The 15459-nt window shown below is 58.8% G+C and carries 14 protein-coding genes; 10 read left to right on the plus strand and 4 right to left on the minus strand.

Annotation, left to right across the window (positions count from 1 at the left end; translation table 11 throughout):
* Positions 1-2 precede the first annotated feature (2 nt).
* The 7 genes from IP79_RS10170 to IP79_RS10200 all read left to right on the plus strand — a co-directional run bounded on the left by IP79_RS10170 (position 3) and on the right by IP79_RS10200 (position 8513).
* Positions 3-695, plus strand: coding sequence for a hypothetical protein (locus IP79_RS10170; RefSeq protein WP_156318254.1), 693 nt, complete (start codon positions 3-5; stop codon positions 693-695).
* Between the two features lie 264 nt (positions 696-959).
* On the plus strand, positions 960-1988 hold the full coding sequence (locus IP79_RS10175) for a 3'-5' exonuclease (RefSeq protein ID WP_156318256.1): 1029 nt from the start codon (positions 960-962) through the stop codon (positions 1986-1988).
* A gap of 86 nt (positions 1989-2074) precedes the next feature.
* On the plus strand, positions 2075-2995 hold the full coding sequence (locus IP79_RS10180) for a hypothetical protein (RefSeq protein WP_054119193.1): 921 nt from the start codon (positions 2075-2077) through the stop codon (positions 2993-2995).
* A gap of 221 nt (positions 2996-3216) precedes the next feature.
* The gene (locus tag IP79_RS15495; RefSeq protein WP_156318258.1) at positions 3217-4020 is read left to right on the plus strand and encodes a hypothetical protein; all 804 of its coding nucleotides are present in this window, start codon (positions 3217-3219) and stop codon (positions 4018-4020) included.
* On the plus strand, positions 4013-4795 hold the full coding sequence (locus IP79_RS10190) for a hypothetical protein (RefSeq protein WP_156318260.1): 783 nt from the start codon (positions 4013-4015) through the stop codon (positions 4793-4795). Before IP79_RS15495 ends, IP79_RS10190 begins: the two co-directional genes overlap by 8 nt.
* Positions 4796-5146: 351 nt before the next feature.
* Entirely contained in the window at positions 5147-8044 is a 2898-nt protein-coding gene (locus tag IP79_RS10195; protein ID WP_156318262.1) for a M16 family metallopeptidase, read from the plus strand.
* Between the two features lie 34 nt (positions 8045-8078).
* A complete protein-coding gene (locus tag IP79_RS10200) occupies positions 8079-8513 on the plus strand; it encodes an energy transducer TonB (protein WP_082337158.1) in 435 nt (144 codons plus the stop codon).
* Positions 8514-8963: 450 nt separating this feature from the next.
* Here IP79_RS10200 and IP79_RS10205 read toward each other — a convergent pair whose 3' ends face one another.
* A complete protein-coding gene (locus IP79_RS10205; RefSeq protein ID WP_233994171.1) occupies positions 8964-9443 on the minus strand; it encodes a hypothetical protein in 480 nt (159 codons plus the stop codon).
* Between the two features lie 166 nt (positions 9444-9609).
* Between IP79_RS10205 and IP79_RS15500 the strand changes: the two genes are divergently transcribed.
* A complete protein-coding gene (locus IP79_RS15500) occupies positions 9610-9780 on the plus strand; it encodes a hypothetical protein (RefSeq protein ID WP_156318266.1) in 171 nt (56 codons plus the stop codon).
* A 52-nt stretch (positions 9781-9832) separates the two neighbouring features.
* Here IP79_RS15500 and IP79_RS10210 read toward each other — a convergent pair whose 3' ends face one another.
* Positions 9833-10978 (minus strand): sensor domain-containing diguanylate cyclase, encoded by a 1146-nt coding sequence (locus IP79_RS10210; protein WP_054119199.1) that lies wholly within the window; start codon positions 10976-10978, stop codon positions 9833-9835.
* A gap of 435 nt (positions 10979-11413) precedes the next feature.
* Between IP79_RS10210 and IP79_RS10215 the strand changes: the two genes are divergently transcribed.
* Positions 11414-12688: an amidohydrolase family protein gene (locus IP79_RS10215; RefSeq protein ID WP_054119200.1), complete on the plus strand. Its 1275-nt coding sequence runs from the start codon at positions 11414-11416 to the stop codon at positions 12686-12688.
* 471 nt (positions 12689-13159) lie between these two features.
* On the opposite strand, the gene IP79_RS10225 is transcribed toward IP79_RS10215, so the two are convergent.
* Entirely contained in the window at positions 13160-13681 is a 522-nt protein-coding gene (locus IP79_RS10225; RefSeq protein WP_156318268.1) for a hypothetical protein, read from the minus strand.
* A gap of 210 nt (positions 13682-13891) precedes the next feature.
* Between IP79_RS10225 and IP79_RS15235 the strand changes: the two genes are divergently transcribed.
* Positions 13892-14068: a recombinase family protein gene (locus IP79_RS15235; protein WP_082337160.1), complete on the plus strand. Its 177-nt coding sequence runs from the start codon at positions 13892-13894 to the stop codon at positions 14066-14068.
* Positions 14069-14449: 381 nt separating this feature from the next.
* On the opposite strand, the gene IP79_RS10230 is transcribed toward IP79_RS15235, so the two are convergent.
* The gene (locus IP79_RS10230; protein WP_054119245.1) at positions 14450-15091 is read right to left on the minus strand and encodes a response regulator transcription factor; all 642 of its coding nucleotides are present in this window, start codon (positions 15089-15091) and stop codon (positions 14450-14452) included.
* Positions 15092-15459: the final 368 nt, after the last annotated feature.

Here is a 15459-nt window from a genome sequence, read left to right on the forward strand (position 1 = left end):
GCATGGCAATGTCGAACAAAATACTACAAGGAGATGTCGACAATGCTGCTGATGCAGAGTTGAGGGCTGGCGGCAACGACGTCACAAAGGTCGTTGCAAACAAAGTCGCCCGCAGTCTCGGTCTGCCAAAAGCCAATGAGGCGTTTTACGCAAAGTTCGAGTCGTGGAAAGAGCGCCGCATTGCCGCAGGGATAAATCATGTTTCTTCTGCCCCACCGCAGCTTGCGCCGGAAATTGATCGTGTCTGGGATAGCCTCAAGCAAACTATCCTTGGCGTGGCCGGAAAGCTGATCGCCGAAAAAATTGAGCAGCACGACCGGGAGCGAGGTATTCTCCTTGAGGAAATCGCCAAAGGCGAGCTGCGCGAGCAGGAGCTTGCATCACAGAACAAAAACCTTCGCAGCGAAAAAGCTGCTACCGAACAGGCGCTAGCCGACAAGCAAGCCGAACTTGATGCATCACGCCATAATGCTCAGCGTGTTCAGGCGCAGCTCGATGAATCACGCAAAAATCTTGATAGCCTTGTGAGCGGACTTCGGGGCGGCCAAGCTGCAAAGCAGGGTGGCTTCAAGGGTTCAGCCCTGCCATCTGATCTGTTCGAGCAGGCGAGCGGCAACACCGAGCAAAGCGCGGCACCCAAGCCGAAGAGGGGACGTGGTCGCCCGCGCAAGACCCCTGCAAACCCTGCGGATTGACAGGCGGCATGGCTCTTGGTCGCAAACCGTCTGCCTGCCACGCAATTTTCTGCACTTCATCGGTTCGAAATTATGAGCTGCCTTGCAGGTCGCCATCGCGCGGGCTTGGGGCGGCACTTTTTTTGTCGCTACATTTGGAAAAGGCGATTGCCTGCCTCCCCCTGGTCGCAGCCCGTCGCGCTCAGCGACAAAATATGGCGCGCCGTACGCGGGCGCCTGTGATGCCGTCGAACAGAAAGAAAGATAGGAAGAAAGGATGCCGGTTTGAAACCGGCAGAGGGAAGGAAAAAAAGTAGGGCAGAATTGCTCGGCTTTGCCTTCGCCGGTTTCACCAACACCATTGGAGAAACCAATACCATGGATATCAATATCAGATCTCATCTGGATCCAGCCTGCGAGGCTTATGCCGAACAGCTGGAACCCAATCCCGAATACCGCGTGCTGCGAGCGCTACCGCAGCCATTTGCCGCAATGCCAAGCGATGGCGCGCCGCCAGAGGGACGATGTATCGCCCTGCTGGACGTCGAAACCACCTCGCTTGATGCGGCCAGCGGCAGCATCATCGAGATCGCAATCAAGCTTCTTTGGACTGATGGCGAGGGCAATTTGCTGGCCCACTTCCCCATCTTTTGTTGGCTGGAAGACCCTGGCCATGCCCTCGATCCAGCCATCGCAAAGCTGACCGGACTTTCTGATCGGCAGCTTGCTGGCAAGGTGATCGACGATGAAGCGGTGGGACGTCTGCTTGATAGGGCCGACTTGATCGTTGCCCATAATTCCCGCTTCGACCTTCAGTGGATCCTCCAACGCTGGCCCGATCTTTGGGAGAAGCCTTGGGCCTGTTCCTACAACGAAATCCAGTGGCAGGCGCTTTGTTTTGAAGGCCGCAGCCAACCATTCTTGTTGCAGCAACATGGTTGGTTTTCCCGCGCCCACCGGGCTCCGGACGATGTTTGGGCGTTATTCTGGCTGCTTATGCAATCGCGCCGCGATCCGGAAAACGATGACGGCGATGGTGTCGGTCCTGTCTGCGGCGCGGAGCGCACACACCTTCAGCGTTTGCTTTCTGCAAGCGACCGGGAGACAGTGCGGGTCGAAGCAGTCGGCGCGCCCTTCTCCAAGAAGGATGCGCTGCGAGCCCGCGGGTATAGCTGGGATGCCCACCCGCTACGAAAACTGTGGTCGTGCGAACTGCCGACCGAAGCGGTCGAAGCCGAACAGCTGTGGTTCCAGCGTGAAGGCCTGCCGCCCCCGCGCCTCGTGCCGATCACCGCACGCGAGCGCCATCGCTGATTCCCAGCCCCACAATCCGTTCATCATTACCACCCCCAGCAGGCCCGCCATTGTGCGGGCCTGCTGCGTTTCAAGGAACAGGAAAAATGAGCATTACCGATACTACCTTCACCACAAACACCAACACTGGCCTGCCTGATGCCGAGGCGTTGCCGATCACCCCCGTCTCTTCGGCATACGAGACTGCCCTGGAGCTTGAAGCCCGCCAGTTCGCTGCGCGGTCACATGCAAGCGATAGCAAGAAGCAGCGCCCGTTGCGCATCATCGTAGCTGATCTCGAGTTTAGCTATGATCGCACGCGCAATGGCGGATACCGAACCGCTGAAGGCAAGGATGCGGAGAACGATATCCGCTGGCCGTTTCATCGGATCGCATCCGCGTGCTGGTTCGTGTTGCGGTTTGATCCCGGATGCGACGTGCCTGACGTGGAGTCGGTTACTGTTTTGGCGAATGACGAGGCGAGCGAACTGAAGATTACCGAGCGGTTTTTCGCTGCCCTCGAATTGTACCCCGATGCAGTGCTGTCAACCTGGGCGGGGGAGGGCAAGGATCTGCCTGTCCTTCGCCGGGTCGCCAGCGAACACGGCTTGTTGCTGCCGCCGCAGCTATTGGATCTCAGCCCCTATGCCCGCGCGAGACTGGATCTGTGCCGCGCGGTCGCCGGGCGCGCAGCCTTCCCACATCTCCCGGAATATGCCGCAGCGGTGGGTATCCCGTGCAAGCCATCGCCATCCAAGCATATCGGCCAGCTTGTCGAATGCGAGGTGTGGGACAAGGTGCGCGATCAGTGCCTCGCCGATGTGCTGACGACATCGGTCATCGGCTTGCGGCATCTGACTGCCCATGGCGTTACCGCCGTTCATCCGCAGCGCAGCCTTCTCGTGCTTGCGGAAGCAGCAGCCAAGGCTTCGCCCGCAAGCAAGTTCGTGTCGAACACGTTCAGCTCCTGGGCGCGGGGGCAGGTGGCAGGCGCACGGCTCAAAGGAACGGTCTACCGCGCGCCATAAACAGCAGACCTGCACTTCACTGGTCGACTGCCAGTCCAGCCAACCATCTACCAAGGAGAACAGCATGGCTTGATCACCATCCGCCGCCGGCCGGGCGCGCTGCGCGGCCTCCGGTGCCGTGTCACAATGCGCAGGCCCAATCGCTCTCCTCACCAAGGAGCACATTCACCGCAGGTCCAGCCCGGACACTGCGGTTTTTCTTTACCTACAGGAAACATACAATGCCAAAAAGAACAACGCCAACTAACCGCAGCGGCCGCCGTGGCAAATCCGTCCCGGACCTTTCATCCGAACCGACTGAGCTGTCACTGCCGCGCACCTATGCCATCGGCAACACCGAGATCGTGCCCGAACAGATGTGGCGCATCCCCAGGCATCATCCCGCTGCAAGCGGGCCGTGGAGTGGCGAGCCCGACCGGATAGGCTGGACTGATGCCGTGACCGGATATGCCTGCCTGATCATTAGACAGCGCAACGGGACACTGTCGGGCTACGCGGCCGTGCCGTGCACGCATCCGCTGTGGGGTTTTGATCATGGCGCGGTGCCACGCTCAATCGGCATCCGTCCCCACGCCGGTTTGAATTACTCACAATCTTGTGACGAACAAAGCCCAGCGCCGTTCCGGGTCTGTCACATCCACCACACCGACCCGATCGACTTGATGCGCGAACCCGATCGCGCAGTTGATGACGATGGCAGCAGGTATCGTCACGCCCCCAGTGATGAACCCAGTATGTCGCCGGCCGGCGATGCGTGGTGGCTAGGGTTCTCGACCGACCAAGACGGCGACTTCCTGCCTACTTACGGTGATAGGCAGCGCCCCAGCGTCGAACCACCGGTCTACCGCGACCTTGCTTACGTCTATTCGCAGGTCGTTGGCCTCGCCCATCAGCTCAGGAGCCTCGAGGTTGATGGCACAGGCGCGCCACTGCCAATTGCCGGTCCGCACAGTGCAGCGGAACCACCAATTGCCTTGCCCAAACCGCGAAAGCCTCGGGCAGGCAAGGGAGGCGCGCATGACTGAGGCACAGTATGGCCGCCATCGCGATGAAAGCCTGCCATGGGGCTATTGGTTACGGCATGAGCCGGGGTTCCAATCATTGCGTGATGAGGAAGGACGGACATGGGAAAGTATCCATCACTACCTCTGGCAGCATCGGCTTCGAATGAAGCTGGTCTACCCTGTCGAACTGGAACGGGGCATGGCGCAGATGCTGGTGCTGCTGCTTGCCGTCCATCGCCGTAATCCCGGATTTGAAGCGATCGCGGTTGAGGTGTTTGATGGCGACCGCAGACTTGCTCGCCATTTCCGGCATCTGCTGGAAAGTGAGCGGCTGATTGATCGCGGGATGCTGACGCCAGAGGGGAGGGCCGTGCTGCGGATGCTAGAACTGACCCAGTCGCCCGATGCCGCACCAATCCCGGTCGATGTCGCCAGCTTCCCGGGCTTTGATCCCGAAGATCCAGCGATCAGCTCCGGGGAGCGTGACCGCATCGTTGCAGCGCACGAAGCATTTGCCCGCGGACTGCGATTCCGGTTCATCCGTGAACCGGTCGTCCACGATTCTGCCATTAAGCTGGTGGGCCTGACGTTGGGAGGACCAATCCCATTCACCCGGGTAATCTGGTCGATGGAGTTCAAGAGCGATCAGATGCGTGATCGGATGTTCCGATGGCTGTGCCTCTATGTCGACCGATGGGAGGCATGGGCCAATCTGGTAATTGAGGAAGGCGCCACTGACTTTACCGAGCACCTGCTAAAGCTCCGGATTGCGGAGGAGTCGATCGACCTCGGGTAATCGGCGGCGATGTTGCCGGCCGAGCAGCATCATCGTCATACGTTTCACGAAACCACATCAGGCAGGCGGCGCTCCCATCCGGAAGTGCCGCCTGTTTGCGTTTAAAGTTCAGGACATACAGACACCATGACCCACACTCGCCAACCCAATGTCCTTGCGGCACTATCTGTCATCCGCAGCAAGCCGGAAGGCCGAACGCGTGGTCATCATGCTGGGGGGACAACTCCATAACCTTCAGGACTTGCTGGCGGTACAGGACGAGGTCGATTCCAGCGAGCCTGGAATAGGAGGGCCAATCAATGCTTGAATTTCTGCTCGGGCGCGGAAAAGACTTATCACAAGGAGAGTATCATGGGTCGCACTTTCATTCGTTCGCTTCGGGTTGTGTCCTCTATTGCCATCGCGGCGGGGCTGGCTTCTGCCCTGCCACCTGCATTGATGGCCCAGGAGGCAGCCCAACAGCCGGCGGCGGTGCCGGCCGCCGAGGTTGGCGGCGTGTCCGCCTGGGGCATATCCAGTACCGATTTCCCGGCCGATCCGGAAATTACCTTCGGCCTCCTGCCCAACGGGATGCGCTACGCTCTGATGCGCAATGGCAATCCCAAAAGCGAGGCGGCCATCCGCTTTACCGTCGAGGTCGGATCACGCGAGGAGACTGACGAGGAGAACGGTGCAGCGCATTTCGTTGAGCACATGGCGTTCAACGGCTCCAAGGGTATTCCCGAAGGGCAGTTGCTGCCCATGCTGGAGCGGCTCGGCCTTTCCTTCGGAGCCGACACCAACGCCGAAACCGGGCTGGATTATACTACCTACAAGCTACAACTGCCGCGCACCGACGATGAGACCGTGGGCACGGCGCTCAAAGTTATCCGCGAGATGGCGGGCGAACTGACCCTGGATCAGGCAGCTGTCGACCGCGAGCGCGGTATCATCCTCAATGAGGCACAGGTGCGCAATGATCCGGGCCGCCGCCGCATCGCCGATTACCTGCAGGCTGCGCTGCCGGGATCGCGCATGGGCGAAAGGGTTCGGGCCGACGAGGAGCGCATCCGCAACATCACGCCCGCCCAATTGCGCGCCTTCTATAACGCCTACTATCGGCCCGAACGTGCCACGCTGGCGATTGTCGGCGACTTTGACGTCGCCGCAATGGAGGCGCGGATCAAATCTATGTTCTCGGACTGGCGCGGCGAGGGTGCAGCACGGGATACATACCAGAGTCCTGTAACGTCGAGCACACAAGTGCCCACGATCGGAAGCTTCGTGGATTCGGCGATCCCCGAAATCGTCGAATTGCAGCGCATTTCGGCTTGGGAGCCTGCGGCCAACACTGTCATTGCATCGCGCGATGAGCTGCTCCGCGCCGTTGCTGCAGCAGCCCTGTCCAATCGCATCAACGCACTGGCCCGCACGGCAGAATCGCCTACTCTCGGTGCGCAGGCGGCGGATCAACCGTTGTTCCGTAGTGCCCGCTCTTTCGGGCTGCTCGCGGTGGCCAAGGATGGACAATGGGCCGAGACGCTCGCATTGGCTGAACGCGAACTGCGCCGAGCTGAGCAGTTCGGCTTTACCGCTTCTGAAATTGCCGAAGCCAAGGCCAACATCCAGACTGCTCTCGCCAATGCCGTCGCGCAGGCATCAGGGCGCAACAGTGCGGAGATCGCGGAGGCCCTGATCGCCAGCAGCTTGCAGAATGCCGTTCCCACTTCGCCTGCTTTTGATCTTGCATTCTATCAGGCCATCGAGGCCTCACTGACGCCCGAAGCGGTCAGCGAAGCCTTCAAGCAAGCCTGGCAAGGCGGCCCCACTGTTGTCCATCTTTCAACCAAGCAGTCGATCGCCGGAGAGAGCGAAGCCATCGCTGCTGTGCTCGCCGAGAGCGCCGCGGTCGCAGTGACTCCGCCCGCCGAGGAAGCCGAAGTGCAATGGGCCTATGGCGCATGGGGCGAGCCGGGCGAGGTGGTCGCAGACGAGACGATCGCCGATCTCGGCATCCGCACCGTCCGTTTTGCCAACGGGCTCCATCTCAATCTGAAGGTCACCGATTTCGAGCCTGGCAAGATTGGCTTCAGACTGCGTATCGGATCGGGCCTTGCGGGGTTCCCGTCCGACCGCCAAGGCCTGCGCGAGATGCTGCCGATCATTGCCAGCATCGACGGGTTCGAAGCCCATAGCATCGACGACCTACGCCGCGTGCTCGCAGGCAAGGCTGTGGGCCTTGGCTTCGACGGTGAAGAAGATGCGCTGATTGCCTATGGCGAAACCACGTCTGCCGATCTCAAGCTGCAGCTCGATCTTCTCGGCGCCCGCCTGACCGCGAGCGGGTGGCGTCCGGAGACACAGGCGCAGTGGGCTGGGATTGCGCCGATCGTTGAGCAGAACGTTCGGGCGAACCCCGCTCAGCTTCTGTCACTTGCCCTTGGCGCAGTGCTGGCGGGCAACGACGCTCGGTTTGGATTGAACGACCCCGGTAAGCTTGCGCAGCTATCGATCGATGATCTGCGTACTATCGTCGCGCCTCAACTCGCAGATGGCCCGCTCGCACTTGGCCTCGTCGGCGATTTCAACGCCGAGGAAGCGATTTCGGCTGTTGCTGCAACGCTTGGTGCCCTGCCCGCACGCTCCGAACGCCGCGAGGATGTCGGGGCGGCCGCTCCGGCGCGCTTTGTAATGGATCGTTCAGTCAAGGTGCTGACCCATATTGGTGCTGCCGATCAGGGTGCGATCACGGTCAACTGGCAGGGCACAGACGGGCGAGATCTCAAGGATGACATCACCCGCGATCTGCTCGCCGACGTCTTGACGCTGCGGCTGACCGAGAAGCTGCGCGAGGAGTTGGGGGCAACCTATTCTCCGAGCGCCTTCAGCTATGCTCCGCTTGCTTTCCAAGGCTTCGGCCACATTACAGCCTTCGCCACCGTTCCGTCCGAGGCCATGGACGAAACCGCTGCTGCCGTCCGCGCCATCGCTGACGAACTGGCCGCTCAGCCCCCTTCCGCCGACTTGTTGGAGCGAGCACGAGCTCCGATGCGTGCCAACTACGAGCGGGCCGAGACGCAGAATGCGGTCTGGCTGGGGCTGATTGCCGAGGCGCAAAGCAACCCATCGCTGCTCGATCGCAGGCGTCAGCGGCGAGCGGTGCTGGACGCGATCACGCTCGCCGATCTGCAAGCAGCGGCCAGGCGCTACTTGACCAGTGAGGACCCGGTCGAGATCAGGGTCGTGCCCGAGACTACGGCTCAGAAATGACGCCGCCAATAAGGGGTAGTGGGGAGACTGGTCAATGTTCGCGAAATTGACCCGACAATTCGTTATGGTGGTTTGCGGAGTGGGCCTTGGCCTCTCCGCGACCACGTCATTTGCACAAGCCTCGTTAGCCAAACAAGCGACACCAAAGGATGCAAGGATTTGGGCCGGAAAGATTCATCAGAATTATCCCTTCGCCGCCTTGCGCGACAACGCGCAAGGCTCAGTCAGGTTGGTCGTGTCGGTTGACCCCGAAGGCCGGGTCTCAAAGTGCTTTGTGACCCAATCCAGCGGCCACGAGGCCCTCGATAAAGCCGCGTGCGATGGAATGGTTCAGTTTGCGATGTTCGATCCGGCGCGTGACGAAATGGGCCGGCCGGTGGCTGGAAGCTATGCAACGGTCATTACCTACAGGTTCAAAACGCAGCCGCCTGTTCCCGCTGGGCCTACTCCTCCGGCCATCACCATCTGAGCGGATGGCCAGTACACCTTGCGGCCTTCGGGTAGGCAGTGCTCTCGTTATGTCCGTCAAATCGTTATCTGGCGAACAAACCTTGAGGTGATGCCAGCAACGGCCATAAGCGGAGCTGCTGGGCGATCCCGAAAGCCGCATGGCGCCTTTCCTTGGCTTACGAAGAATTCCTTCCTGTATGGAAATGACCCCAAAGGAGACGTTAGAAAGCATTGCCTTCGATCCTCTCTAGTATCAGCGCGGCCCGTTGCTCCGCCAAAGCCTTTTTTTCTCCGGGATGACAGCTTTGGGTTGGGCGGCCAGCTCAAGAAAGCGGCCAGAACATCCATGCCGCGCGAAGTAGGAGAGCGTCTCTGTAGGTTTGCTTCTCGTCCGCTCGGGTGCGCGAATAGAAGACATTCAGGCAAAGAATAACTGATGGCCAGCAAGTTACGATCAAGAAACAAAGATTCACATAAGCAACTGTAGCGCCGCCATGGTTTTGAGGTGTCCCCGCTCCGTCAGTGCTACCTTTAGTTCGGGCGCGTCTCCCTCACCAAATTTTTCAACAAGTTGCATCGATACAAGAACGTTGATCCAGCGCCCAGCGACGGAGGCTGGACAATTTACGCTTTGACACAATGCGCCATGTGCGATCGTTCCACCTCTGGTTCGCGCTTGAAATAACTCAAGAAGCAAACTGCATGCCGGGGTAAAGACAAAGCCGTCGAATTCGAATACTTCGTCAATTTTTCGGAGCGTCCCCTGTAGCACTACGGCGAGCATACCGAGCGTCTCTCCGCTTGCAAAGATTCCGGCATTTGTGGTCCCTGTGGCCCGAACCTCTAGCGCAACAGCCTCCAGCCGCTGGGCAAGCACATCACTTACGGCTGATTGGAATGCCGTCTGAGGGCTGCCGGATAAACCGTGAGGCTTAGATCCATCATGCATAATAAGAATGCCCCTTTTTTCAAGAAGTTGAGACTCTTATACCATGTTAGAATGCGCCGTTGGTAATGGCTGGTCAAGATAACAATTGTGTGGGTGCGACTGAAAAGTTAGGTAAGCGACGTGTCGGTGGGAAACGCTTGGAGCACGATTTGTAGAGGTGAGCATCATGGACGCCCAGCAAGTTCAGTTAAATGATCAATTGAATGCCGCCCTTTACCTGACCGAGCAAGCTCTGGAGATTTGTGATTCTGCAGGATTCACACTCGCGGCAATTCATCTTTGCGGAGCCGCCGAGATACTGCAAACGCTCCAGAAAGCAGCGTCACCATCCTATTAGACTGTTTTGCTTTAGCTGCTTCGCTCTGCACTGCTACCCAACACTGGGGCAATCAGGCTGTTGCCATCTTCTGGCAATAGCGTGCGGTTAGTCCCTTGCCAGCATGTTTCGCAGCGTAAAGAGCGTCGTCGGCGTAAACCCTCAGTTTGAGAACGGATTGGGCGTCTTCCGGTAAGCAGGCGTAGCCCACGCTGATGCCGATATTGACCGAAAATCCGTTATGCAATTGAAACGACTTGTTGCGGATGGCTGATAAGATTTCTTCCGCGTTCGCCTTTACCTCTTGGGGTGTCTGGTCCACGAGCACGGCCATGAATTCGTCTCCGCCCAATCGCGCCAATGCGTAAAGCCCCGAGACCTGCTTTCGCATGCGAGCAGCGGCCTGTTCGAGAATGTCGTCGCCAGCGGCATGGCCATAAGTGTCGTTTATTTCCTTGAAGCCATCGAGATCCATCGCAATGATCGCCACCGGTCGCGTAGGAGCAAGGATCTGAAGCTGCGAGTCCAGCCCGCCCCGGTTCAACAGACCGGTAAGCGGATCGCGGCGCGAGAGTTCTAGGTTTCGATGCTCTGCTGTCAGCGCACGGACCATAGCCGAGTTGTAGTTTGTGACGATCTGGATTGCGCCAAGCAGAAACATCGGTGTTATTCCCACGAGAATGTAAAACCATGGGTTACCAGTTGAGACGGCGCCCGCTACGAACGGAAAGTCACAAAGGGCGACCAGCAGCAACGCCAGCCGGGGCGCTGCGTAATTTCTGGCGCACAGCGGACCGATTAAGGCCATTACCATCGTCGCAGTAAGGACCATCAAGATCGTGTCGCCTGTGCGCATGGCGAAGAACGCTGTAGCCCCCTGAAGCCCGCACCATAAAATCGACAGCCATATTGGTTGGTCGACGCGGGTTATGCGAACGGCGTTTGACGCTTTGGCAATACTGCGCAGCGATAGGAGCCGAACCGACAGAAGAATGATTTCCAGCACCACGAGAATGATAAAGACCGCCGATCCGTGGCGTGCTGCACTGGCAACGCCGACGATCAACCCTGATATAGATCCCATCACGATCGCGAGCTGCGAAGACAGAAGCTGAGCAAGAAGTTGCCCACGAATGTTATGCGGTGTCGATAGCCCGGGACTGGTAAGCCACCGCAAGACGGCGCTTTGCACGCAGGCCTTTTGCAGGGGTTCAATCATGAGCGGGCTTTCATGGGCCGCACCCTGCACCAAATTGAGCTAACGCATCGATGGACGCTAGTCAGGTTCACCCCGTAGGGTCGCGTTTCTTGTGTTTGTCTATCAAATTCGCTTTGCGCACCATTCACGCGATGACCGGGAGGGGCGAGATCGTCAGTTGGGCCGCATGCCAAATTCGATCAACTGCACAAAGGCACCTGCAGCTGCCGACCTTGGGAACGGCTTGGTTTTCTTTACGTTGTTGGTTTTTACCGTTGCTTCATGAGCAGTCGTTCAAATGCCGAGTATCATGACTTGAAACGCGCTTTTCGCCTATCTCGGCGCGCTGTACTGGCTGGCGCAAGCGCAGCTGCAGTCGCTCCGCTCAGTGCAGCTGCGGCGCGTTCGGGTGAGGGTACGAGCGAGTATCTGATCCGGGGCGCTACGATATTGACAATGGTGCCGGAGTCCGCTGCACTTAATGGCCAAGATATTCATGTCCGCAATGGTCTGATTGTCGCTATTGGGGAGAATATCTCCGCGCCAGCATCCACGCTGATTGACGGGCATCGTTCGGTCGTGTTGCCCGGGCTGGTCGATACGCACTGGCATCTCTGGACGACGTTGCTGCGGAACTTGGCCGACAATAGCGCAGGCAACGGCTATTTCGAGATGACCGGTCGCTTGGGAAAGCGTTTCGATCCCAATGACATGCGGCTTGCGGCGATGCTCGCCGCTGCCGATGCGATCGATCACGGGATTACAACGGTCCACGACTGGTGCCACAACATCCGCAGCCCGGCCCACGCACGCGCCGCGTTGGCGGGGTTGAGCGCAAGCGGCCTTCGAGCGCGATTTTCATATGGCGCGACCCGCGAGACAGCGTTCGACCAACCACTCGACGTAGGAGACTTTGCAGGGCTGCACGATGGCTGGAGCGCTTGGTCCGCCGGCGGTCGCCTTACTCTGGGAATTGGCTGGCGCGGGGTAATTGCTACGGTGGATGGCCGTCCGGCGGCGGTACCCGATTCAGTATGGCGCGCAGATCTGGCGCTGGCCCGCGATCGGGGCCTGCCGGTGAGCGTCCACGCGAACAATAGCGTCACCAATCGCGGGCATATCCGGCGCCTCGCGGAACTCGGCCTGCTTGGCACCGACATGCAGATCGTCCATGCGGTCAACGCTGAAAGCGATGAGATCGCAGCGATCGCGCGCAGCGGCGCGACCGTATCGCTTGCGCCTTCGTCTGAACTTACTGTCGGTTTCGGAATACCGCCGGTCGCGGCGCTGCGGCGTGCAAGTGTTCTGATCGGTGCTTCCATCGACACGCCTGCTTTGGTTGGGGCGTCGGACCTGTTGCACGAACTGCGAACCATCCAAGGCCTGGCCAATGCGCAGGAGGGTGACGAAATTGCCATGACGCCGCTGGATGCGCTAGCGATCGGTACGCGCGATGGTGCGGCGTCCTTGGGTCTGGGCAACGTGTCGGGAACGCTGAGTCCCGGCAAGCGCGCCGATCTTATCATTGTTCGACTTGATGCGCTGTCGTTGCAGCCCCAAGTCGACCCGGCAACGATGATTCTGCGTTCGGTTCGGCCGTCGGATATCACGTTGGTCATGGTCGACGGCATCATCCTGAAAAAGGATGACCAATTAACGCAGATCGATCGGGCAGCACTATTGCATGAGGTAGAAGAGGCAACTGCCCGGTTGATGCGTAATGCCCGCTGAACGCCCGGTCCTCCTTAACAGTCAGACCGCAAACGTCAGGTGCCCGTGCTCATCGATATGCCAAACTGGGCTCCAAGCGAGCTCCCAGCAGTTTCCCCCCAGGGTCGGCAACATAACCCCGAAGCCCGCGATGAAGAGGGGCGTCGCCCCTGCGACGTAACATACCTCCGACGGCCACCAGCTGATCAATTAGTGGCTGAACCTCGCTTGCGTCGGATACATTGTCCACCAGTGCAAAGGACACTGACCCGCCGGCATTCTTTCGCTGCATGTCGTCATCCAGTTTGCCGGCCAGCCAGGTCCCGAGGACGAAACCGTTCATCTGATAGAATATAATTTCATCATTCTCGAGCACCGGCGCCCAGCCGAAGACTTCAGGGTGTTGTCAGTCCAATCGCAACTCGTCTCCGATTGGCTGAGCTATCCCTTAACCGCGGTCGGCTCAGGCCATGAGCTGCCCCGCCTGTGGTCTCAATAGTAGACGAAGTCTTGCCCGGTGAAGACGTTCACAAGTTGGCCGGGTATCATGACGGCCGAGCGGCCAGAGATTACCATCGAGCCTAGCAGGGCACCGACGCTGTTGCCGCGCCCCTCTTGGCGGTGCATCCCGTTCAACGCGATCCTGCGACCGCTCACGCTCACGCTGTCGAACGTGACTTCGAACTTGCCGGATTTGCCGCCGATTGCGCGACCCGTCTTCCACGTAATTGTTCCACTTACGGGCGAACCACGGCGGATGACGACCTTGTTCCCTTCGACCACATCCTCAACGACACGGAACATAACCTGCTGTCCCTCCTCGATGTGCTTGCTGCTGATCTCTTGAGCAGGCGTAATGACGAGCATGGTCCCGGAAGGCAGAAGGAAGCTGCCGGGCTGCGGGCCGGCCGAAGCGGCAGGAGCGTTTACCGCAGGCTGCGCGACATTGGCAGCTTGCGCCATGGCGATCTGCGGAGCGGCGAGAAGCGAAGCAGTAAGGAGAAGTTTGAGCATTGGCATCTTTCATCACGAGTTGATGGTTTTCGGTTTAGCTTCAGGCTGTTGATAAAAAGTAACGGGCGATCAGCAAGCTTTATGGCGGAGAGCCTATCTTCGCTTCATCAGCGCCATGAAGGGCGACAATAAACTCAAGAATCTTCGTCACTTAGCGATTTTGCGCTGGGATTGTATTTTTATGGAAAGTTAGCGGTTTTTGGTGCTTAGGTGTTGATCGGCTACGCGCGTGTAAGCACCTCCGAGCAGGTTTACGGACTGGAAGCGCAGGTCCGCAATTTCTGTGCAGCCGGGTGCACGAAGCTGTTCTCAGAACCGGTCAGTTCGATTGCACAGCGAAAGCAACTAGAAGCAGCGTTGGAGTGGGTCTCTTCCGCAACACATTAAGCGGGGATCACCTCTGATCGCTGTTGGCAACACCGTCGCAATCTTTGGCCTCGATGCAGGTTTGTTTGCTGATCCGATGGGGTAATATCTGCCCGTCGTTCGAGCGAAATGCAGTGTGCCCCGATCATCGAGGGCCTAGAGATGACCACATTGCGGTCCCACTGGCGACCAGCATTCACCACGCTGGCAGTTATCGCGACATCCCGTTTGGAGTTGCCGGACCCCGTGCTGAGGAAAAGCACGATATTGCGCCTACAGCGCAGTCATGAACCGGCGTGTCCGGCACGTACCAGCTCCTCGTTGATGGCCAGTTCGCGCAGCGGCCCTGCCTGGTTCGAATGCCCGCCGCAATGTCACAGGTTGGGTGCGGCGCAAGCCCGACTAGGCAGCCTGGGCAGCAAGACCCATCATCGCATCAACTTTCACGCGAACAACCTCAGCCGGATGGCGGACCCCCAGCTTTGTCATCATGTTGGCGCGATGGATTTCCACAGTGCGCGGACTGATAGAGAGGTCGCGTGCGATTGCCTTGTTAGAGCTTCCGCCTGCCAAGCCTTCTAGGACCTCCATTTCACGGTTCGACAAAGTTGACAAACGGTTCCGCGCCTCGACTGTCCGCTGCCGCGCTGCGCTTACAGCCAAGGCTTCCTTGCTAATCCTCGCAATTGAGATGGCGAGGCGTTCAGGCTGGACCGGAAACGACAGATAGTCGATGGCGCCACCCTTAATGGCCTGCACAACCTTTGCCGGGCTGGGTTGAATGTCGAACGCGACCACCGGGAGCCAAATGCCTAGAGCGAGAAGGCGCTCTAGGACCAATGAGACACTCTCCCCGTCAATCGGATCTCGGACGATGATGATGCCTTCACGTGGAGCGTGTGCCGCAATTTCGGCAAGCTCAGCGTAAGGCTCGCAGTGATGCCCGATTTTGGCGCTTGCATTGGCTATCTCGCATCGGATCCGTGCGTCGGCTTCAACAAGATGCAGTGGCAGCTTGGGTGCCGCAGAATTTTGGTTTTCCATGCTCATTCCCCTTTGATGTCAACCGGAGAATGCCACCTGAGTCATGGTAAATAGCCAATTAGCAGATCCGTAGTTCCCACTAAGGAAGGCGCGCACTCGCTGTCGTTGACAGGTCTCAGCGCGATAGGACAAGTAGCGCGGCCATTAGGGCTTTTTTTGGGTTCGCCCGAAACTGCTCGACTCGACAGTCGGGCCGGGAAATGAGACTACCATCCAAATTGGATTATATCGGGCATGATGACCAGAAAAGAACTGGCTCTGTTGCACTCTTTGCAGAGTACGCTAGCGCTGAAGCGCGATTGGGTGGCTGTTGGCCATGTCCAAGCGTTAATCGATCGTATTTCGAATGAGCATGGCGGGCTTGTCGA

The organism is Porphyrobacter sp. AAP60 (genome assembly GCF_001296025.1).
Taxonomy (GTDB): Bacteria; Pseudomonadota; Alphaproteobacteria; order Sphingomonadales; family Sphingomonadaceae; genus Erythrobacter.